General features: G+C 65.4%; 20 protein-coding genes. 8 read left to right on the top strand and 12 right to left on the bottom strand.

Annotation, left to right across the window (positions count from 1 at the left end):
• Window positions 1-9 precede the first annotated feature (9 nt).
• From HZZ13_RS12620 to HZZ13_RS12635, 4 genes are all read right to left on the bottom strand, one after another.
• Window positions 10-393 (bottom strand): DUF1850 domain-containing protein, encoded by a 384-nt coding sequence (locus HZZ13_RS12620; protein WP_311972631.1) that lies wholly within the window; start codon window positions 391-393, stop codon window positions 10-12.
• Entirely contained in the window at window positions 390-2,498 is a 2,109-nt protein-coding gene (locus HZZ13_RS12625) for a TRAP transporter permease (RefSeq protein ID WP_197959913.1), read from the bottom strand. The genes HZZ13_RS12620 and HZZ13_RS12625 overlap by 4 nt, the downstream gene beginning before the upstream one ends.
• Window positions 2,499-2,651: 153 nt before the next feature.
• On the bottom strand, window positions 2,652-3,599 hold the full coding sequence (locus tag HZZ13_RS12630) for a TAXI family TRAP transporter solute-binding subunit (protein WP_197959914.1): 948 nt from the start codon (window positions 3,597-3,599) through the stop codon (window positions 2,652-2,654).
• Between the two features lie 376 nt (window positions 3,600-3,975).
• Window positions 3,976-4,455, bottom strand: a complete 480-nt coding sequence (locus HZZ13_RS12635; protein ID WP_197959915.1) for a hypothetical protein — start codon at window positions 4,453-4,455, stop codon at window positions 3,976-3,978.
• 193 nt (window positions 4,456-4,648) lie between these two features.
• Here HZZ13_RS12635 and HZZ13_RS12640 point away from each other — a divergent pair, with 193 nt between their 5' ends.
• Window positions 4,649-4,954 (top strand): hypothetical protein, encoded by a 306-nt coding sequence (locus HZZ13_RS12640; RefSeq protein ID WP_197959916.1) that lies wholly within the window; start codon window positions 4,649-4,651, stop codon window positions 4,952-4,954.
• A gap of 172 nt (window positions 4,955-5,126) precedes the next feature.
• Here the strand turns inward: HZZ13_RS12640 and HZZ13_RS12645 are convergent, their stop codons facing one another.
• Together HZZ13_RS12645 and HZZ13_RS12650 are read right to left on the bottom strand one after the other, a co-directional pair.
• On the bottom strand, window positions 5,127-6,344 hold the full coding sequence (locus tag HZZ13_RS12645; protein ID WP_197959917.1) for a hypothetical protein: 1,218 nt from the start codon (window positions 6,342-6,344) through the stop codon (window positions 5,127-5,129).
• A 53-nt stretch (window positions 6,345-6,397) separates the two neighbouring features.
• Window positions 6,398-7,027: an NUDIX hydrolase gene (locus tag HZZ13_RS12650; protein ID WP_376707035.1), complete on the bottom strand. Its 630-nt coding sequence runs from the start codon at window positions 7,025-7,027 to the stop codon at window positions 6,398-6,400.
• Window positions 7,028-7,095: 68 nt separating this feature from the next.
• On the opposite strand from HZZ13_RS12650, the gene HZZ13_RS12655 reads away from it, so the two are divergent.
• From HZZ13_RS12655 to HZZ13_RS12670, 4 genes are all read left to right on the top strand, one after another.
• The gene (locus tag HZZ13_RS12655; RefSeq protein WP_036014328.1) at window positions 7,096-7,521 is read left to right on the top strand and encodes a PaaI family thioesterase; all 426 of its coding nucleotides are present in this window, start codon (window positions 7,096-7,098) and stop codon (window positions 7,519-7,521) included.
• 289 nt (window positions 7,522-7,810) lie between these two features.
• Window positions 7,811-8,833 carry an aldo/keto reductase gene (locus tag HZZ13_RS12660; protein WP_197960140.1) on the top strand — a complete coding sequence of 341 codons (1,023 nt, stop codon included), beginning with the start codon at window positions 7,811-7,813 and terminating at the stop codon, window positions 8,831-8,833.
• A 12-nt stretch (window positions 8,834-8,845) separates the two neighbouring features.
• A complete protein-coding gene (locus HZZ13_RS12665) occupies window positions 8,846-10,159 on the top strand; it encodes a tetratricopeptide repeat protein (RefSeq protein ID WP_197959919.1) in 1,314 nt (437 codons plus the stop codon).
• A 203-nt stretch (window positions 10,160-10,362) separates the two neighbouring features.
• A complete protein-coding gene (locus tag HZZ13_RS12670; protein WP_197959920.1) occupies window positions 10,363-10,935 on the top strand; it encodes a hypothetical protein in 573 nt (190 codons plus the stop codon).
• A 3-nt stretch (window positions 10,936-10,938) separates the two neighbouring features.
• On the opposite strand, the gene HZZ13_RS12675 is transcribed toward HZZ13_RS12670, so the two are convergent.
• Complete coding sequence (locus HZZ13_RS12675; protein WP_311972632.1) at window positions 10,939-11,763, bottom strand: oleate hydratase; 825 nt, start codon at window positions 11,761-11,763, stop codon at window positions 10,939-10,941.
• Window positions 11,764-11,797: 34 nt separating this feature from the next.
• Here HZZ13_RS12675 and HZZ13_RS12680 point away from each other — a divergent pair, with 34 nt between their 5' ends.
• On the top strand, window positions 11,798-12,100 hold the full coding sequence (locus tag HZZ13_RS12680) for a hypothetical protein (RefSeq protein ID WP_197959921.1): 303 nt from the start codon (window positions 11,798-11,800) through the stop codon (window positions 12,098-12,100).
• A gap of 42 nt (window positions 12,101-12,142) precedes the next feature.
• On the opposite strand, the gene HZZ13_RS12685 is transcribed toward HZZ13_RS12680, so the two are convergent.
• The 5 genes from HZZ13_RS12685 to HZZ13_RS12705 all read right to left on the bottom strand — a co-directional run bounded on the left by HZZ13_RS12685 (window position 12,143) and on the right by HZZ13_RS12705 (window position 16,368).
• The gene (locus tag HZZ13_RS12685) at window positions 12,143-13,417 is read right to left on the bottom strand and encodes a flavin monoamine oxidase family protein (protein WP_197959922.1); all 1,275 of its coding nucleotides are present in this window, start codon (window positions 13,415-13,417) and stop codon (window positions 12,143-12,145) included.
• 9 nt (window positions 13,418-13,426) lie between these two features.
• On the bottom strand, window positions 13,427-14,134 hold the full coding sequence (locus HZZ13_RS12690) for a RibD family protein (RefSeq protein ID WP_197959923.1): 708 nt from the start codon (window positions 14,132-14,134) through the stop codon (window positions 13,427-13,429).
• Window positions 14,135-14,153: 19 nt separating this feature from the next.
• Window positions 14,154-14,816, bottom strand: coding sequence for an FABP family protein (locus HZZ13_RS12695; RefSeq protein WP_197959924.1), 663 nt, complete (start codon window positions 14,814-14,816; stop codon window positions 14,154-14,156).
• Window positions 14,817-15,004: 188 nt separating this feature from the next.
• Window positions 15,005-15,253, bottom strand: a complete 249-nt coding sequence (locus HZZ13_RS12700; RefSeq protein WP_197959925.1) for a hypothetical protein — start codon at window positions 15,251-15,253, stop codon at window positions 15,005-15,007.
• Between the two features lie 101 nt (window positions 15,254-15,354).
• Window positions 15,355-16,368, bottom strand: coding sequence for a LacI family DNA-binding transcriptional regulator (locus tag HZZ13_RS12705; protein ID WP_210349323.1), 1,014 nt, complete (start codon window positions 16,366-16,368; stop codon window positions 15,355-15,357).
• A gap of 307 nt (window positions 16,369-16,675) precedes the next feature.
• Between HZZ13_RS12705 and HZZ13_RS12710 the strand changes: the two genes are divergently transcribed.
• Window positions 16,676-17,968, top strand: coding sequence for an ABC transporter substrate-binding protein (locus HZZ13_RS12710; protein WP_197959926.1), 1,293 nt, complete (start codon window positions 16,676-16,678; stop codon window positions 17,966-17,968).
• Between the two features lie 134 nt (window positions 17,969-18,102).
• The gene (locus tag HZZ13_RS12715) at window positions 18,103-19,044 is read left to right on the top strand and encodes a carbohydrate ABC transporter permease (protein ID WP_246504400.1); all 942 of its coding nucleotides are present in this window, start codon (window positions 18,103-18,105) and stop codon (window positions 19,042-19,044) included.
• The last annotated feature ends 8 nt before the right edge of the window (window positions 19,045-19,052 follow it).

The raw sequence follows: 19,052 nt of genomic DNA on the forward strand, positions 1-19,052 counted from the left end.
TGATCTCCCTTATTTCTCTTGTTCTTCGCAGACGCTCATCTTGGTGACGTTAGCACCGATGGGATGTCCGACAATCTCCGACAATGTCCGGCACGTCCCGTCATGGCAGAGTCGCCATTCCCCGGCCGCGCCGGAATTGCCGAGCACCAATTCCGGCATCGGCGCACGCTGCGGCGGCCAGCGAAACCAGCCGTCGACCAGCCGCGCCTCGGCCGGCGGCTCCATGCCGGGGCCGGTGCCCTTGACGCGGGCCTGCACCAATTCGAGGCCGGCGGGCGTGAGGCGCCAGTCTTCCTGCCATTCGACCTTCGCGATCGAATGCGTCCATGCAAGCGTGAAGGCTGTGAGGGCGAGCGCCTTCACGCCGCCGGCTGTCGCAAGACAGAGACTCACACCGCCTCGACCGGCGCCGGCGGACGCTGCCGCCACTGCCACAGCACGAGCGCGGCGGCGAGCACGAAGCCGGCGGTGTCGCTGAACGGGAATTCGCCGAGCAGGCAGAACGCGGCGCCGAGCGCGACCAGGCGCTCGATCAGCGTCAGCCGCGTGAACAGGAAGCCGATCGCGACCATGCCGAACAGACCGATCGCCACCAGCGCCTTCAAGCCCGCCAACGCCACGGCGCCGTAGAAACCGAGCTTGGCCGCCATGGGATCGCCGGCCTGCAGCATCAAGGCCGGCGAATAGACGAAGATGAAGGGAATGACGTAGCCGGCGAGCGCGATGCGCATCGCCTCCCAGCCGATCTTGTCCGGGTTCTCCTTGGCAATCGGCGCGGCCGCGAGCGCGGCGAGCGCCACCGGCGGCGAGAGATCGGCCATGATGCCGTAATAGAACGCGAACATGTGGCTCGCGATCAAGGGCACCCCTAACTTGGCCAGCGCGGGCGCCGCCAGCGCGGCGGTGATGATGTAGGTCGGGATGGTCGGGATGCCGGTGCCGAGCAGGATCGACAGCAGCATGGTCATGACCAGCGCCAGGAACAGGCTCTTCTCGCCGAGACCGATCACCCAGCCGCCGAAGATGGTGCCGACGCCGGTCTGCGACATCATGCCGATGATGACGCCGACGATGGCGCAGGCCATGCCGACGGTGATGGCGGATTTCGCGCTCTCGGCCAGCGCGTCGCGGCAGGCGCGCAAGGCCGCAAAGCCGCCGCGCACGAAGGCCGTGATCACGATCAGGCCGACCACGACGGTGGCGACCGGCACGATCTGGAGGCCGTCGCGCGACAGCGCGGCGACAACGAGCGCGAGCCCGACCCAGAAGATGGTGCGGATCACGTTCGAGGAGGCGCCCGTCGTGATGGCGGTGCCGAGGATCAGCGTCACCGTCAGCGCAAGGCCCATGCTGCCGGCATAGAGCGGCGTAAAGCCCTCGAACAACATGTAGACCAAAGCTGCGAGCGGCAGCACGAGGTACCAGCGCGTCACCAGCGCCCTCCAGGCGCTCGGGATCTCGGAACGCTTCATGCCGACGAGGCCGTGCTTGCCGGCTTCCAGATGCACCATCCAGAACGCGGAGGCGAAATAGAGGATCGCAGGGATAGCCGCCGCCTTCACGATCTCCGAATATTGCACGCCGAGCGTCTCGGCCATGATGAAGGCGACTGCGCCCATCACCGGCGGCATGATCTGGCCGCCCATCGAGGCCGTGGCCTCGACGCCGGCGGCGAAGGCGCGGCGGTAGCCGAACTTGATCATCAAGGGAATCGTGAACTGGCCGACGGTGACGACGTTGGCGACGCCGGAGCCGGAGATGGTGCCCATCATGCCCGAGGCGAACACTGCGACCTTGGCAGGTCCGCCGCGGGTGCGGCCGAACAGGCCGAGCGAGACGTCGGTGAACAGCTGGATCATGCCGGCGCGCTCCAGGAACGAGCCGAACAGGATGAACAGGAAGATGTAGGTCGCCGAGACGTAGATCGGCACGCCGTAAAAGCCCTCGGTGCCGAACGACAGATGCGTGACGATCTGGTCGAAGTCGTAGCCGCGATGGTTGAGCGGCGACGGCAGATACTGCCCGAAGAACCAATACAGCAGGCACGCGCCGCACATCAGCGGCAATGCCGCGCCCATCAGCCGCCGCGTGCCCTCGAAGATCAGCACCGCCAGCAGGGTACCGACGGCGAGGTCGAGCCTGGTCGGATCGCCGTCGCGCGCGATCAGGTCGGCATAGAAGATCCACTGGTAGAGCCCGCAGAAGAAGCCGGCAGCGCCGATCACCCAGCCCAGCGCACGGCCGAAATTGCTCCTCGCGGTGAAGTTGGCGATCAGGCCGAAGGTGAGCAGGAGCAGGAAGCCGACATGGACGCCGCGCACCACCTGGCTCGGCAAGTAGTTGAATGCGGCGACATAGAGCTGGAAGGTCGCGAACGCGATGCCGATCCAGTAGGCGAGCGCGCCCCACCAGCCCGGGCCGAAACCTTCCGGAAAACCATGCTCGAAATTGTCGAACTCGACCTTGATAGGGGCCTCGGTGGCCTCTGCCTGCGACATCGATATATCCCCGCGCCCTGAAATCGTCATGCCCGGGCTTGACCCGGGCATTTGCGTTCTCTCCGTCATTCCGGGGCGATGCGCAGCATCGAACCCGGAATCTCGAGATTCCGGGTTCGCCCTGCGGGCGCCCCGGAATGACAATCGAGAGACTTACTTGATCAGCCCCTTTTCCTTGTAATAGCGAATCGCGCCGGGGTGCAGCGGGACCGGGCTGCCGCTGGCGGCGGTCTCGAGCTTGATCTCCTTGCCGGCCGCGTGCGCATTGACGAGCTCGGGCAGCGATTCATAGACCAGCTTGGTCATCTGATAGGCGAGATCGTCCGAGACGGCGGAGCTCGTGACCAGATAATTGATCACGGCCGCAGTCGGCACGTCCTTGTCCTGGCCGGTATAAGTGTTGGCCGGAATGGTCGCCGCGACGAAGGGCGGGCCGATCTTGTCGACCGTCTCCTTCGGCACCGACACCACTGTGATGGGGCTGGATGTCGAGAGATCTTTCAGCGAGGCGACGCCGAGCCCGGCCGATTGCAGCGTGGCGTTGAGCTGCCGGTTCTTCATCAGATCGACGGATTCGGCGAACGGCAGATATTCGACCTTGCCGAGATCCTTGTAGCTCATGCCGGCAGCGGCCAGGATCGCGCGGGAGTTCAGCTCGGTGCCCGACTTCGGCGCGCCGACCGACAGGCTCTTGCCCTTGAGATCGGCCAGCGTCTTGATGCCGGACTCAGCGGTCGCGACGATCTGGATGTAGTTCGGATAGATCGCGCCGATGGTCCTGAGCTTGTCCAGCTTGGTCTTGAAGCCCTCCTCCTCATCGCCGTCCCAGGCCGCCTTCAGCGAGTCGCCCAGCGTGAACGCCAGCTCGCCACGGCCCTGCTGCAGCAGGATCAGGTTCTCGACCGACGCCTTGGTGGCCTGCACCTGCGTTTTCACGTTCGGAATCTTGTCGCCGTAGATCTTTCCGATCGCGACGCCGAGCGGATAGTAGACGCCCGAGGTTCCACCGGTCAGCACGTTGATGAAGGATTGCGCCTGGGCGCAAGGTGCCGACGCCGCCAGAGCCAGAGCCGCGGCCACACCGAAAATCGTCCGTTTCATGGTTGTTGTACTCCCCAAACCGGCGGCGAAATTGGCCGGATGAGGGATGCGGGTCAACCCATCCAAAAGACAAAACAGGACTGCGGCAAAGGGCCGTTCCGGCTGGGTTTTTTGGAACCGGACGGTGCGGCGAGGTGGCGCAGCGAACGGATTTGCGTGAGACTCACCCACGCGTGCCGCGGGCTCGCTCACCTCTCTCGCTTGCGGGACCCGCTTGCGGGAGAGGTCGGATCGCGCAAGCGATCCGGGTGAGGGCTTTCACCTCTGGGGGATTATCCCGTTGTGGAGACACCCCTCTCCCCAGCCCTCCCCCGCAAGCGGGGAGGGAGCGCACCTTCTATGAGGCGATGATCCAGCACACCCTCAGCAGCAAACGCTACTGGAACGTCATGTCCAGGCATTTGGAGATGTCGGAGCCGAGGCCGGAGGAGATGATGATGCAGCCGCGCACCTTCTGCGCGCCGACGTCGGCGGCCCAGACCGAATAGCCGCCGGGGCCGAAGAACGAATTGGTGTTCGGCGGCTCGGTCTCGGTGGCGTCGAAATCGTACTTGCCGTCGGTCTCGAAAATGCGCGGCTTCTTGGTGCAGCCGCCGTCGGTCTGGACGTTGATGACCTCCTTGTTGTCGCGGGTCAGCGCCAGGGAGACCTGGCAGCGGAAATATTCCGAGGTCTTGGTGTTGAAGAGATAGGTGTAGGACTTGCAGGTCGCCGTGTTCAGCTTGCCCGGGGCAAGGCCGCGGCTGCACGAAATCCGCTGGTTGTGGCTGAGCTGGTACTCATCGGCTTGGGCGGCCGGCGCCAGCGCCGTGAGCAGCAGCGCGGCAGCCGAGCAGGCTTTGACGACAAGGTTCATTCGAATCACCCCCAGCAATATTTTTGTCGAGTTGCGTTCTAGACGGAAAGCGGAACATAGTCGCGAGGGGACGAAGGGAAAATCACAAACTGCTGGGCAAGACGTGATGCGCTGCGGCGCTTTCGCAAATTGACCGGGACGCATCGTTCGTGATTTGTTCAAGCCTGGAATGTCCCGACCTTTGGAGGATGGGATGACGGCATTTTCAATCAAGGCATTTGCAATCGCAGCTGCGCTCGGCGCATTGGCAGCGCCCGCAATGGCGCAAACCGCAGCGATGCCCTGGGAGCTGAAGCCCGACACGGGCTATGCCTACGACAAGGACGGCAAGACCTATTCCTACAAGATGGGCACCAGCAACGCCGGCGAGCTCTTGAAGGGCGCCAAGAAGGTGCCCAGGGGCACGCTGTTCTTCATCGGCCACAACGGCCAGCTCTACATGCGCACCGGCCCGTATCTGGAGGGTGACGGCAAGTTCAAGTTCGGGCCGGATCAGTAGTCCCTTTTTGTCGTCCCGGGGCGCGCGAAGCGCGAACCCGGGATCCATAACCACAGGGAGCAGTTGCGGCGCGAAGCCGGTAACCACGAGTCTTCGCCAAATCTGATTCCGTGGTTATGGGTCCCGGATCTGCGCGCGCTTGAGGCGCGCTTGTCCGGGACGACACCGATATCTAAAACGCCCCGGCCAGCTCCCTTGCGCCGGGTTTGCCGCTGTTCACGTCCATCCGCTCATCCGTCACCGCGAGCAGCTTCGCCACCGTGTTGTGGCGGATCGCGACGGGGTTGCGCTCATAGCCGCCGCGCTGGAAGAAGTTCGAGGTCGGCACCTGCTCGCGCATCACCTGCGGCATCGTCACCATGTCGAGGCCGGTGCCGTCGCCGGTGAGGTTCATCATCTCGAGCTCGGCCGCCGACAGCGGGCGGGTGAAGCCCTTGGCGCGGGCGAACAGCACGGATGTCAGCAGCTTGTGGGTCTGCAGCATCGGGCCGATGTCGATGTCGAGCACCATGGCATGCATGGCCCAGCCCTGCGGCGTGTTGCCGATCTTCTCGTGCTCCGACCAGGTGTCGGGCACCGACTTCGCATGCGCCACCATCTTCTTGAGCACGGCGAGCTTGTGCTCCAGCGCCTGGCGCGCCGGCCCCGAGCTCCGCGCCAGCTTCTCGGACAGCGCGCGAATGAATTCATGGCCCTGCTCGGCGAGCAGCTCGACGCTGTTGGTGGTGAGCAGCTGGTTGTAGCCCATCGCGGTCGAGATCGCGCGCTTGCCGCCATGCTCGATGCCCGCCTGCACGTCGTAACTGCCGGTGCCGCCGGTCTCGAACGAATAGACCCGCACCGCCTGCTCGCGCGTCAGCCCCGAGGCCAGCGCGTAGCGCGCATAGGCGCGCTTGAACTCGAGCTCGCTGGACGGGCGCTGCGGCGTGAACTGGTAGAGTTCCTGCGCCGCGCGCAGCAGATCTGCGACCACCGGGATCGGCTTCTTGGGCGGCCGGTCCGGCGTTTCCTCCGGCTCCGGATTCACCGGCTTCTTCGGCCCGGTATAGAGCGGCGGATGCTCCAGCACGTAGTCATCCAGCGTGATCTGTTGCCCGCTGCGCCGCTTGGCGTTCCGCGTCTTCCGCTTCTCGGAGATCTGGCTCCAATAGGCGCCGGCCTCGGCATCGAAGGCGGCGCGCGCGGCCTGATATTCGGCGAGCTTGCGGCGATATTCGAGCACGGCGGGCGAATCCCCCGCGCCTTGCGCGAAAAACTGCGACAGCAGCTGGGCGTTGGCATTGCGAACGGCGGGCGGCAGCGCGTCGACCTCGCCGCCGCGCGCCGCGGTCGAGATCAGGACGAGCGCAAGCGGAACCAGCGCCAGGTTATTTCGAATCGAATGATGCATGCCGCCTTGTTAGCAGGCATCCGGTAACCGTCACGTTAACGCGCCGTTTACCATCACCTCCAGGCGAATACCGGCTGTTCCAGGTCGGTGACACGGGTGTGCCGCCCCACCAGCACCTCGCGGAACTGGTAGATCAGCGCCGCGGTCGGGGCATGGATCAGGCTCATCTGGTGATGGAAGCGGATGACGCGGCGGCTGCTCTCGGGGATCTCAGTGAAGTCGAAGGCATCGTCGCGCTCGATCGTGTCGAGCGCGATGCGATGGACGGAGGCGACCTCGTCCGGGTTCGGCGTGATCGCGGCACTGTCGGCCGCCCAGACCACGACCGGCGTAATCAGATAGCCCGAGCGCGTCGGATAATCGTCGAGCAGGCCGAGCACGGCATCGGCTGACAGCTCAAGTGCGAGCTCCTCGTCGAGCTCGCGCAGCGCCGCCGCGACCGGCGTCTCGCCGGCATCGCAGCGTCCGCCGGGCAGCGCCCATTGGCCGCGATGGGCGCGCAGGTGCGAGGCGCGCCTGGTGAGCAGGAAGGCGGTGTCGCCACCGTCGTCGGATTCAGTCAGCGCCAGCACCACCGCGGCGCGCTTCAGCGCCGACGGTTCGGCGATCTCGGGCAGCCGCGCGAAGGCCGCGCAGGCCTCTGCGATATTCCGTCTGGTGGCATCGTCGAACGCTCTCATGATGCTTGACTACACCAGGACCGCATCTGATGAAACGAGGAGACATTCGCGTTGCAAGGACGGACGATGACATGACCAGCAAGGCCGCCGCCAGGCTGAAATCGGAGGGCTGGAGCATCCTGGAGACGACGGGCTTCCTGCACCTGATCGGCCCTTTGTGGGAGCGCAAGGTCGACGGCCATTACGAGTTCGCGCTCGCGACCGAAGACAAGCACCACAACCGCCGCGGCATGGTCCAGGGCGGCGTGATGATGACGTTCGCCGATCGCACCTGCGGCATGACGGCCCGCTACGTCTCCGGCAAGGAGTACCTGGCGACGGTGCAGCTCGATACCCATTTCGTCGAGGCCGGCCAGATCGGCGACACCCTGATCTCCCGTCCGCGCGTGGTGCGCTCGACCCGCAGCCTGATCTTCATGAGCACCGAGGTGACGGTGGACGACCGCTGCATCGTGATGGCGAACGGCGTGTTCAAGATCCTGAAGGGGCCGGGGTAGCCAGTCAGGCTGTCACCGTCGCTGCCACACACTCCGCCGTCGTCCCCGCCTAGTGCGCACTTGCGCACAGGGCGGACCCATAACCACAGGGAGAGGTTATGGGTCGAACTGCTAACTCCGAGTCTTCGCCAAACGCGATCCTGTGGTTATGGGTCCCGGATCTGCGCGCGCTTGTGGCGCGCTTGTCCGGGACGACGAGAAGTGATGGCAACCTCTGGATCGCTTCGCTGCGCTCGCAATGACGCCTCTGGGCGGCTATCCTCCCCTCACCAACATCGAGGACCCGCTCATGCAATACCGCCAGCTCGGCCGCAGCGGCCTGAAGGTCTCGCCGATTTGTCTCGGCACCATGATGTTCGGCGGACCGACCGATGAAGCCGCCTCAAAGCGGATCATCGACAAGGCACGCGATGCCGGGATCAATTTCATCGACACGGCGGACGCTTATTCCAAAGGCGCCTCCGAGGAAGTCGTCGGCCGCGCCATCGCCCGCAATCGTGGCGCCTGGGTGCTCGCGACAAAACTCGCCAACCCCATGAGCAACGAATTGGGCGATGATCCCAATCGCGGCGGGCTGTCGCGGCGCTGGGTGTTGCAGGCGGCAGACGAGAGCTTGATGCGGCTCGGCACCGATCACATCGACATCTACTATCTGCACAAGGAAGACCATGCGACGCCGCTGGAGGAGACGGTGCGCGCGATGGGTGACCTGATCCACGCCGGCAAGGTGCGCTATTTCGGCGTCTCCAACTACCGCGCCTGGCGCGTCGCCGAGATCTGCAACATCTGCGACCGGCTCGGCATCGACCGGCCCGCGGTGAGCCAGCCTTATTACAACGCCATGAACCGCATGCCCGAGGTCGAGCACTTTCCGGCCTGCGCCTATTACGGCCTCGGCATCGTGCCCTACAGCCCGCTGGCGCGCGGCGTGCTCACCGGCAAGTACAAGGTGGATGCAGCTCCCGACAAGGAGACGCGCGCCGGCCGCAACGACACCCGCATGATGCAGACGGAATGGCGGCCGGAATCGCTCCAGCTCGCGCAGGAGATCAAGGCGCACGCCGAGAAGAAGGGCATCACCGCCGGCCAGTTCGCCGTCGCCTGGGTGCTCAACTCCGCCTTCGTCTCGTCGGTGATCGCCGGTCCCCGCACCGAGGAGCAATGGGACGGCTACATAAGCGCGCTCGACTATCGTTTCACCGCAGAGGACGAGGCGCTGGTCGACCGCTTGGTGACGCCGGGCCATCCCTCGACGCCGGGCTACAACGACCCGGCCTATCCGATCGAAGGCCGCCGCGCGCGGACGGCGTGAGGGGGAGCGTCGATGATGCATGAAGATCGCTACGGGAATGCCTTCACAACGTCATCGGACGAAGCGGCGGATGCCTACCGAGAGGGCGTCGACCTCCTGCTCGCGAGCTGGCAGGGGACGGCCGAGGCTTTCGAGCGTGCCATAGACGTCGATCCGGATTTTGCACTGGCGCATATCGCCCGCGCGCGCGTGCATTCCTTCTATCAGCAGGGCGATCTTGCGCGGAAGAAGGCAGCAATAGCGCGCGAACTCGTGGCAAGGCGCGGCTCGATGCGCGAGCGGTCCCATGTCGAGACGCTGGCGCTCGCGGTCGAAGGACGCCTTCCCGAAGCGATTGCCGCGACATTGAAGCATATCGAGACCTGGCCGCGCGATGCCGTGGTGCTGTCGCTGCCGCTCGGCGCCTTCGGCCTGTTCGCCTTCTCCGGCATGGCCGACCACGATCGTGCGCGGCAGGATCTCTGCGACAGTGTAGCGCGTCACTATGACGAGGACTGGTGGTTTCTCACGACGCACGGCTGGACACTGACCGAGAACGGCAACGTCTCGCGCGGTCGCGCGATCACCGAGCGCGGCTTCGCGTTGCGACGGGAGAACGCCCATGGTGCTCATACCGTGCTGCACGCGATGTTCGAGGATGGCTCGATCGAGGAAGCCGACCGGTTCGTGGAGCAATGGATCCCGGCCTACGACCGCTCCGGGCTCCTCTACAGCCATCTGCGCTGGCACCAGGCATTGGTCGCGCTGGAAAAGGACGACGCGCCACGCGCGCTGGCGATTTACGCCGACGTACTGCACCCCTCCATAACGAAGGCGGCGCCGCTTAACATGGTCACCGACATCGCCTCACTGTTGTGGCGGCTCACCGCCTATGGCCATACCGTGCCGAAACGGCTCTGGTCAGAAGCTGATGCTGTCGCGCAAGGCCTGTTTCCAAACTCCAGCCTTCCTTTCGTCGACGTCCACATGGCCTTGTTCGCGGCCGCGAGTGACGACCCGAAGGCGCTCCAAACGCGCCTTGCCGCCGTCGAGCAGCGCCTCGCCGACGGCAAGCTGCCGGCCGGCCCTGTGGTCCCCGCGATCTGCCGCGCGCTGGCGGCCTTTGCCGAGGAGGACTATGCGGCTTGCGTACGCTTGCTCGCGCCCGTCCTCGGCGAGGTCGTGCGCATCGGCGGCAGCCACGCCCAGCGCGAGCTGATCGAGGACACCTATATCGTCGCGCTCATGCGCAGCGGCGAGCTGCCCCGCGCCCGCGCCGTGCTGGACGCCCGCCTCCACCGCCGCCCCTCCTTACGCGACAGGCGCTGGCAGGCGGCGATGGGCTAGCTCCGCCACGAAAAAAACACCGCCCTGATGGCATGTGCCCGCCGGGATGGATCGGGCGATTTGAACGAATCGCCGTCGGGGTGGACGCGGTGGTATTCCAGTCGGGACTTGCAGCACAAACAGGATCGCAACCAATTTGCGGTTCGATGGTTATGGTGCGGAACTCTTCCGCCGCCATGGCCCCCTGGCCCGTGAGCCCGACGATGTGCCTTCGCCGATTGGTCCTCGCCGCGTTGCTCGTGGTCGCGGCAAGTCCTTGTTTTGCCGAGACTTCCAAGCCCATTCCGGTCAACAATCCGCAGCCGAACGCCTTCATCGATCTCCTGGCGCTGATGTCAGGCCACTGCAAGACGTTCAGGGTCGCAGGCCGCACCTTGCCGTGCAAGACGGTGGCCTATGCCCACGGCGACACGGGGCGGGTCAATTTCGCGGTCGCGGTCGACGATCCCTCCGATGACAGCCATGTGGTGTCGTTCTCCGGCGAGAACGGCAAGCGCGCCGACGACAATTCCTACGAGCTGCCGATCGACCGCGTGCTGCTCAACTCCAAGAACCGCCCCAAGGTCGACGGCCTGCCGGTGCCCGCCGAGCAGACCTCGACCGGCATCTGCCGCCAGACCGGCAACTTCGCCGCCAGGAAGGTGAAGGACGTCACCTGCTCGGCGACCGACAGCCAGGGCCGCAAATACGAGCTGCTGTTCGTCTCCGATGGCACCCCGGTCAGCGTGCGCCGCATCCGCCAGTCGGCACCGTCGATCCAGGATCCGTTCAAGTAGTCATCACGCGAACGCTTTCTCCAGCGTCGCGAAGATCACGGCGAGCGACTTGTCGTGCCGCGTCACCGGCGGCACCGGGCGGTCGATCTTCATGAGCTGATAGACCGCCATCTGCGCCGCACGCACCGAATATTCGACGGTGAACACGACGTCATCAGGGATTTCGACGAACTGACTGACGAAGGCGAGATTGACGGAATTCCTGGGCACCGGCAGCGGCCGGTCGGCCAGGTTGCGCGGCATGAACATGCTGGTGATGTAGGGCATGCGGCAGGGAATGCAGATCGCATCCTCGAACACGCTCGGCTCGAAGTTGAGATGGCCGCAGAGCTCCTTCAGGATCTCGGCGCCGCCGCAATCGGACATCGGCTTCGCCACGCCGCCGAACAGCGGCTGCGCCTCGTAGACCACGATGTCGCGCCCCGGGAGCTGCGCATCGCGAACGAGGAACGCCGCGCCCGCGAGCGATCCGATGCCACCGCCGATGAAATACGCCTTCATGATCCGCCTCGATTCTTCATTCCAATGTCGCAGCGACGCCTGCGTGCCCCACCCTCGTGTCCCGGACGCGCTGCAGCGCTCCTTGCGCTGCTGCGCAGAGCCGGGACCCATGCAGCGGCCCACCAAAAAAAATGGGCCCCGGCTCAGCAGCGCATCGTCGAAGAGACGCTGCGCTGCGTCCGGGGCACGAGTCCGCAGGCGACGCTCGTCATGCAACGATAGAACGCGCGGCCTTCGATCGTTCACAAACGTTAACGCCTGTTCATCGGAACTGAAAATCTGCGTCGTTTCGACGCCCACGTTGGCAGGAACGCGCGGGATGCTCATGTGTTGTCACGCGACCTTCAACTGGAGTGACGACATGAAATATCTCATTGCCGCGATCGCGCTTGGTGCTGTGGCGTTGGCCGGCGGATCGGCGAGCGCGGCCGGCAGCGCAAGCGCCAAGCAGACTGCGCAACAAAGCCAGTCCACCGACATCAGCGCGCACCGCAGGCATTACCGCCACCATCATCATTGGCGGTATCATCACAGCTATTACCGGCCCTATTACAGAAGCTACGGCTATTATCCGCGGCACTACGGCTATTACGGCGGCGGACCGTACGGCTATTACGGCGGAGGCCCCGGCGTGACGTTCAGCTTCGGCGGCGGCCGCTGGTAAGACACGCGACGAGAGGCCCGCATCGGATGCGGGCCTCTTTTGTTATTGATCCCGCAGGATCGTGCGCGCCGTCTCCAGGCCACTCGCCAGTGCCGCCTCGACCGTTCCCATGTCGCGGCCGCGATAGAGCGCTTCGCCCGAAAACAGCACCAAGCCGTCGCCACGCGCGAGGATGGCCTGTGCCTCCCGCGTGCGCGGCGTCGCCCACGAATAGGCACCGCGCGCGAAGCGATCATGCGCCCAGTTGGTCGCGGAGGACGCCACCAGCTCGCGCGCGATGTGATCGCGCGGCAGGCGGAAGATTGCGGCGAGCGAGCCGAGCCCGACATCGATCAATGCTTGCGGGTCGAGGCTTTCCAGCTGCGCCGTGCGCGGGCCGCCGAACCAGCCCGTCAGCACGGGATGCTGGTCCGGGTAGCGCGTCCACCAGACCGGGATCGCCTCATCCGACAGCAGGAAGGTCATGTCGCCAAGATCTTCCTTGCGCTCGCGCCACCATGGCCGCGCGAAGCGCAGCAGGATCTTGATGACGTTGCCGAAGCCGATGTCGTCGGCAGCCGCCAGCTTCGCACGCACGCCTGCCGGCAGCGCGATCTCGCGCAGCAGCGGCAGCGGCACGGTGAGGATCACGCGGTCACAGGCGTGCACATCGCCCTCGGCGCAGCGAACGGCGACCGCGCCGCCGTCCTCCGCAATGGCCGACACAACGCTGCCGAAGCGGATGGTGACGCCGCGCCTGCGGCAGTCCGCCGCCATCACGTCGATCATCGCGCCGTAGCCGCCATCGATGCGCGCCAAGGAAGCGTGTCCGCCGTCCATCCATTCCGCGCGCAGCGCCAGCGTGGAGGCGCGTTCGGGATCGGCCGCGTCATAGCCTTCGACCATCCGCTCGATCGAATGGCGCAGCGGCGCGTAGTCGTCGCCTGCAAAATGCCGGCGCAGGAAGTCGGCGACCGTGAGGTCGTCCTTCAAGTCCCCCAGCACGGCCTGAAGCTCCGCCTCATGGGGATCCTCGCACGCCTCGCGCGTGAGCTTCGTCCCGTCAAAGCGCCACTGCTCGCCTTCGATCTCCTGAAGCGACAGGCCTGCCTCGCGCAGCAACGCGCGCGTGACCGGCGCCTCGCCATGCACGAACTCAGCGCCACCATCGACGGCATAGCCGAACTCCGAGGCCGGCAGCGGATGAATGCGGCCGCCGCAGCGCTGTCGCGCCTCCAGGATCGTCACCTTGCGGCCGGCGCGCGCCAGCTCGCGCGCCGCCATCAGGCCGGCCGCGCCGGCGCCGACGATGACAATGTGCTCGGATGTGTCGGACATGGCCGCGCCTTACCGGCTCGCGGCTTGCGGTTCGTTCTGGATCAGATAGCGCAGCAAGAGGACGCCGCCGCCGAGCTCGCGCGTGCTCTCCAGCGTCATCGCGGCGATCGGCGCGCGCCGGTCGCTGTCCGCCTCGGTCGAATCGAACACGAAGGGGGCGCCTTTTGCACCGTCGATCGCGGGGCTGAGGATCAGGTTGAATTCGTCGATGAGGCCGGCACGCAGGAAGGCGCCGTTGGCGACGCCGCCGCCCTCGACCAGCAGGCGCTTCACGCCGAGCTCGCGGCTGAGAATGTCCAGCGTCAGGGCCAGGTCGATCTCGGATTTGCCGGCAAAGATGTAGGACACGCCCTCGCTGCGCAGGCCAGCGAGATGCGAATCCGGGACGTTCTCGGTCAGCACGACGACGATCGGATCACCGCCGATCTCCGTGCGTCCCCAGCCGATCTTGCCCGCTGCATCGAGCACGACGCCATAGGTCTTCGCATCGCGCCGGGCGAACCAGTTCTCGCGTGGAAATGTCGCATCCGTCGCGGCATAGGGCCCGCCCTTGGCGAACTCCGAACCTGTGACGCGGCCGATCACCCAGGCATCGCCGGCGAGCTCATCGTGGATCTTCTCGAACCAGTCCGTGCCCGCGCCTTTCGGACGCCAGCGGCTCGGATGCGTGCGCCCGTCGAGGCTGGAGTGCATCAGGCAGACGACATACGGTTTCATGCAATCCTCCGGGCAGCGCTCAGGCCGCGGGTCCACCGCGGGCGGCGCGATCATTCACGATCGCCGCCAGCGGATTGAGCTTGGGCGGCGCCATGAGCCGGAGCGTGTTGGTGTCGCGGTGATTGAACGGCGCGCCCCGCACGAACAACTCGGTCTGGATCAGATAGGTCCAGCTGCCGTCGTCGTTGAAGGTGATGTCGCAGCGGTAGGCATCGGTGCGAAAGGCCTGTTCCAGAAAATCGGTCGAGCAGATCCCGTAGGCGGTGTCGCCGCGCTTGGCCGCGACCGAGATCGCCCTGTCATCAGGCGCGGCCTTGCCCGAGGCCAGCAGCACCTGCCCGCGCGGGATCGCCAGCGTCTGCATGATCAGCCCGGTCGCCGGCTCCCACAGCCAGTAGCCGACCTGGTCGTGGAAGGTGATGTCTTCCTCGGGCGTGTTGATGTGGATGTGATAGCGCAGCCCGTACAGCAGCTGCGGCCCGTTGGCCTGCGGATCGATCGGGTCCATGCGAATGCGCTCGATGAAGGTCCGCCGCTCCGGCCCTTCCGCCTTCGGATTGATGTCGATGCCCTTGTCCGCCTGCCAGGTGCCGGCAAGACGTCGAAGCGGGCCGAGATTGGTCAGGCCGTCGGGCGAGACGTCCTCGGGTTCGGTGAAGATATCGGCGGGAATCGGGAGCATGGAGGCCTCGCGGGATTGCAGAGACCAGCCATAACACGGGCAGGCGGCGGCCTGAATTCAACTGTTGCCGGCAAGGCGCCGAAGGCATTCGAGCCATGCGATGATGCGCGTTGCATCCCGCGCCCACCTCTGGCGCTGCAGCCGGCCGGTTGACGAAGTCGTCGAGGCTGGCGCGCCCCGCGACCGCTTCAAGCCGCTTCCGACACGGATCTCGCACGCTGCTCGAGCATGCCGATCGTCGCGACCAGATTGTCGCGTCGGGCGCGAAGGTTGAGCGCGAGAAGCGGATAGGTCGGCTGAACCGGGTCGAACACCCCGGCGCGCGCCTCCTCCTCGAGAATGTCGGTATTAATCAGCCGGACGCGCCACCATAGATCGGCGATCAACGCGTCGAGCCGGAGTTCGTCAGCAGCACCAGAACGGGACACTTCCTGCATCGCTTGCCTCAACCTGAAACGGCCTCTCCGCCGAGGCCTGGACTTCGGCCCTGAATGAGCAAGCGGAGTGCCAGGACCGGCGGGGCGCGGGCGGCCGTGCGTCATCCGAACTTGCAGGGCAGCAGCCGTTCGCCAAAAGGCGCGCCTCGCCAGATCAATTGCAGGCCCGCGACGATTTCCGCCCCATAGAGGGCGTAGGGAATTTCGATCGACTTCAACCATGGGGCGACCCACTGGTTGAGAGGGGTACCGTCGATGCTGACCAGTTCGCAATCGTCGGGGATTTTCAGGCCGCATTCGAGCGCGCGCCGGTTCAGGCCATAGGCGATTTGGTCGCTCACAGAGAGAATGGCGTCGGGCGCGTCGCTGCCGACGAAAATTCGCGAGCCCGCATCGTAGCCAATTTGGAGATGCGATCGTCCGTCACCAGCGGCCTGGATAATGGCTTCGTCGGCCCAGCCGCGCTCCCGCAGCCTCGCCAAAAAGCCCGACGCGCGGTCCCGCGATGCGCTCGAGCCGAGCCGCGGAAACACGACGGCCAGGGCTCGCCGGCCGCGGTCGATGAAGTAATCAGCCACGGTCGCACCTGCTGCGCGATCATCGATGCCGACGAAGGCGCCGCTTCCGCCCGGATTGCGTCGGTTCACGAACACGGCCGGGGCGCGCGATGCCGAGAGCTCGCTCAGCCCGGGGCTGGGCACCGCCGCCACGAGGACGTAGCCGCTCACCATCTGGGCCCGCATCGCCTCGAGATATTCGTCCTGAAGCTCGGGGCGGTCGTGGGTGTCGCACAGGACCATCACGTAGCCCGCCTCGCGCAATGCCGCCTCGGTGGAGCTTGCGATGGTCGCCATCGCCGGATTGTCGAGATTGGCCGCGATCATCGCCACGAGCTGGCTTTGGCCGCGCTTGAGGGCGCGCCCCACGGGATTTGGCCGATAGCCGACCGCCTCCACCGCCTCGAGCACCCGCGCCACCGTGGCAGGAGAGGCGCGGCGCATCTCGCCATTGACGATCCGTGAGACGGTCGAAACCGACACGCCGGCCCGGGCCGCGACCGTGGCGAGAGAGACGTCCTCCGGTATCGGCCTCCAAGGCGTCTGGTCCGATGGCATGCCAGTGGTGATCCGCGTTTGTTGTCGTATCTGTTCTGAGGCCCAAGAATCACGATTTGGACCAGATTGACAGATTGGCAAACGTTTGCCAATGTCACTTTCGTGCTTGTGAGCCCGCTGACGGCCGTTCGGCCGTCGCGTGTCCGCGCCAAATCAAGACTGCGCTGAAGTTGCGAAAACGGCATCCGACCAGGGTCGGGGTGCCGATGTGGAAGGAAACGTCTGCGTTGGGTCCGCCGGAGAGCGGACCCGTTGCGCCTATTTCGCGCAAACCCGCCGAGTCTGCGCCCGTGGAGGAGACACGATCATGCGTACCGTGACGTCCCTTATCGCCGCTCTTGCGGTGTCCCTCTTGTCCGCCACCGCCTTCAGCGGACCAGCTGCGGCCGAGACGACCACGCTTCGAATGGCTTGGTACTCGGACGGAAACGAAGGCGAGGTGATGGCCGACCTGCTCCGGCGCTTCCACGAGCAGAACAAGGACATCGACGTCGTCCTCGATCAGGTGCCCTACAAGGCGATCAACGAGAATCTGCCGATGCAGCTCGCCTCCGGCCAGGGACCCGACATCGCGCGTGTCGTCGATATGGGCGGCCTGTCGCGCTACGCACTTGATCTGCGCCCCCTGCTCAAGGATCCCTCCTACTGGGAGACGAATTTCGGCCCGTTCCTCGAATGGATGCGGCCGCCGGGAGCGCCGCAGGCCATCCCGGGCTTCATGACCCAGCTCACCGTCACCGGTCCTTTCGTCAACAAGACCTTGTTCGAGCAGGCCGGCGTCGCGATGCCGGGCGAGAAGGCGACCTGGGAGGATTGGGCCAAGGCGGCCAAGGACGTCGCGAGCAAGGTCCAGGCGCCATTCCCGCTCGCGCTCGACCGCTCGGGCCACCGCTTTTATGCACTGGCGGTGTCGCAAGGCACGCAGGTGTTCGGCGCGAACGGCGAACCCGATGTCGTGGACGAGGGCTTCAAGCGCGCGGCGCAGCTCGTCTACGACTGGCACAAGTCCGGCGTGATGTCGAAGGAGCTCTGGGGTTCGGTCTCCGGCACGGCCTATCGCGGCGCCAATGACGAATTCAAGAACGCGCAGGTCGTCATGTACCTGTCGGGATCGTGGCAGATCGCTCAGTTCGCCAAGACCGTCGACAACGCTTTCGATTGGGTGGCAGTCCCCAATCCCTGCGGGACAGGCGGGTGCAGCAGCATGCCGGGCGGTGCCGGTCTCGTTGCTTTCAAGACGACGCAGCATCCCAAGGAAGTCGCGCGCGTGATGGAATATCTCGCAAGCGAACCGGTGCTGGCGGAATTCTACTCGCGCTCGCTGTTCGTGCCCGGCCACCTTGGTCTCGCCAAGAAGGGCATCGACTATCCGACCGCCAGCCCTGAAGCCGCGGCCGCGCTGAAGGTCTTCACTGCCAGCGCTGCCGCGCTTTCGCCGATCGCGTACCGCACCCAGGGCTACGGCAACAGCCGGATCATCTTCAACGCCGTCATCAGCCGGCTCGGGCAGGCGGTCTCCGGCGAAACGACGCTCGAAGACGCCTACAAGCGCATCACCGCCGACGTCGCGCAACAGATCGCCGAGCGCAACAAGAAGTGAAGGCAGCGCGTCCACGGGATCAGCGGCTCACTGCGATGTCGGACACGTCATCAGTCTCCCGACCGGAGCGCGGCAGAGGCATCGGAACGCTCGCCGAGCTCCGAAGCATCGTGACTCTGCCGGTCGAGCTCGGGATGCGTCTGTTCGACCCGCCGATGCGCTGGGTGCAGCGCATGATCGGCGCGCGACGCATGGCCTACGTCTTCCTGCTACCCAACTTCGTATTCTTCGGCCTGTTCGTGTTCCTGCCGATCGGCATCAACATCGTGTTCTCGGTGACCGGCGGCACGGCGCTGTTTCCCTCGCAGCGCCCCTATGTCGGCAGCGACCAGTTCGCCTATCTGTTCGACTGCGGCTCCTATCTGGATCCCGCGACCTGCCGCGAAGATCATTTCTGGCGCGCCGTTGCCAACACCGTAAAGTTCGTCGTGCTTCAGGTGACGGCGATGGTGCTGCTTTCGCTCGTCACCGCGCTGGTCCTCAACATGAGAATCCGTGGCCGCGGCTTCTTCCGGGCGGTATATTTCTTCCCCGTCCTCCTGTCGCCGGTGGTCGTTGCGCTGATCTGGAAGTGGATCCTGCAGCGCGACGGACTTCTCAACGCCGCCATCACGACGCTCGGCGGACAGAAGATCATCTTCTTCGTCGATCCGAGCTGGGCGATGTTCTGGGCGGTGTTCGTATCCGTGTGGGCACACATGGGCTTCTACACCCTGATCCTGCTCGCCGGCCTTCAGGCGATTCCGGCCGACCTTTACGAGGCGGCGGAAATGGACGCGACGCCGCGCTGGCGCGTGCTGACGCACATCACGCTGCCGCTGTTGTGGCCGAACATGATCGTCGTGATCGTGCTCGCGCTCATCAAGGGCGCACAGACTTTCGACGAGGTGTTCGTGCTGACCGGCGGCGGCCCTGGTACTGCGACCTTGATGGTCGTCCAGTACATCTACGAGACCGGATTTTCCAGCCAGGTGCAGAATTTCGGCCTCGCTGCCGCCGCATCGGTCGTGCTCGGCATCGTGCTTTTCGTCCTGACGCTCCTGCAATTCGCCGCCGCGCGGCGCAAAGAGATTTGAGAGGGCAG

Origin of the sequence: Bradyrhizobium agreste, assembly GCF_016031625.1 — a bacterium.
Classification (GTDB): domain Bacteria; phylum Pseudomonadota; class Alphaproteobacteria; order Rhizobiales; family Xanthobacteraceae; genus Bradyrhizobium; species Bradyrhizobium agreste.

What these genes read in the sequence shown, in the direction of transcription:
- HZZ13_RS12715 (WP_246504400.1), top strand. Translation starts at nt 18,103, where the DNA reads ATGCGTCTGTTCGACCCGCCGATGCGCTGGGTGCAGCGCATGATCGGC.
- HZZ13_RS12685 (WP_197959922.1), bottom strand. Translation starts at nt 13,417, where the DNA reads ATGTCCGACACATCCGAGCACATTGTCATCGTCGGCGCCGGCGCGGCC.
- HZZ13_RS12695 (WP_197959924.1), bottom strand. Translation starts at nt 14,816, where the DNA reads ATGCTCCCGATTCCCGCCGATATCTTCACCGAACCCGAGGACGTCTCG.
- HZZ13_RS12710 (WP_197959926.1), top strand. Translation starts at nt 16,676, where the DNA reads ATGCGTACCGTGACGTCCCTTATCGCCGCTCTTGCGGTGTCCCTCTTG.
- HZZ13_RS12705 (WP_210349323.1), bottom strand. Translation starts at nt 16,368, where the DNA reads ATGCCATCGGACCAGACGCCTTGGAGGCCGATACCGGAGGACGTCTCT.
- HZZ13_RS12675 (WP_311972632.1), bottom strand. Translation starts at nt 11,763, where the DNA reads ATGAGCATCCCGCGCGTTCCTGCCAACGTGGGCGTCGAAACGACGCAG.
- HZZ13_RS12635 (WP_197959915.1), bottom strand. Translation starts at nt 4,455, where the DNA reads ATGAACCTTGTCGTCAAAGCCTGCTCGGCTGCCGCGCTGCTGCTCACG.
- HZZ13_RS12690 (WP_197959923.1), bottom strand. Translation starts at nt 14,134, where the DNA reads ATGAAACCGTATGTCGTCTGCCTGATGCACTCCAGCCTCGACGGGCGC.
- HZZ13_RS12665 (WP_197959919.1), top strand. Translation starts at nt 8,846, where the DNA reads ATGATGCATGAAGATCGCTACGGGAATGCCTTCACAACGTCATCGGAC.
- HZZ13_RS12630 (WP_197959914.1), bottom strand. Translation starts at nt 3,599, where the DNA reads ATGAAACGGACGATTTTCGGTGTGGCCGCGGCTCTGGCTCTGGCGGCG.
- HZZ13_RS12700 (WP_197959925.1), bottom strand. Translation starts at nt 15,253, where the DNA reads ATGCAGGAAGTGTCCCGTTCTGGTGCTGCTGACGAACTCCGGCTCGAC.
- HZZ13_RS12645 (WP_197959917.1), bottom strand. Translation starts at nt 6,344, where the DNA reads ATGCATCATTCGATTCGAAATAACCTGGCGCTGGTTCCGCTTGCGCTC.
- HZZ13_RS12670 (WP_197959920.1), top strand. Translation starts at nt 10,363, where the DNA reads ATGTGCCTTCGCCGATTGGTCCTCGCCGCGTTGCTCGTGGTCGCGGCA.
- HZZ13_RS12640 (WP_197959916.1), top strand. Translation starts at nt 4,649, where the DNA reads ATGACGGCATTTTCAATCAAGGCATTTGCAATCGCAGCTGCGCTCGGC.
- HZZ13_RS12655 (WP_036014328.1), top strand. Translation starts at nt 7,096, where the DNA reads ATGACCAGCAAGGCCGCCGCCAGGCTGAAATCGGAGGGCTGGAGCATC.
- HZZ13_RS12680 (WP_197959921.1), top strand. Translation starts at nt 11,798, where the DNA reads ATGAAATATCTCATTGCCGCGATCGCGCTTGGTGCTGTGGCGTTGGCC.
- HZZ13_RS12625 (WP_197959913.1), bottom strand. Translation starts at nt 2,498, where the DNA reads ATGTCGCAGGCAGAGGCCACCGAGGCCCCTATCAAGGTCGAGTTCGAC.
- HZZ13_RS12660 (WP_197960140.1), top strand. Translation starts at nt 7,811, where the DNA reads ATGCAATACCGCCAGCTCGGCCGCAGCGGCCTGAAGGTCTCGCCGATT.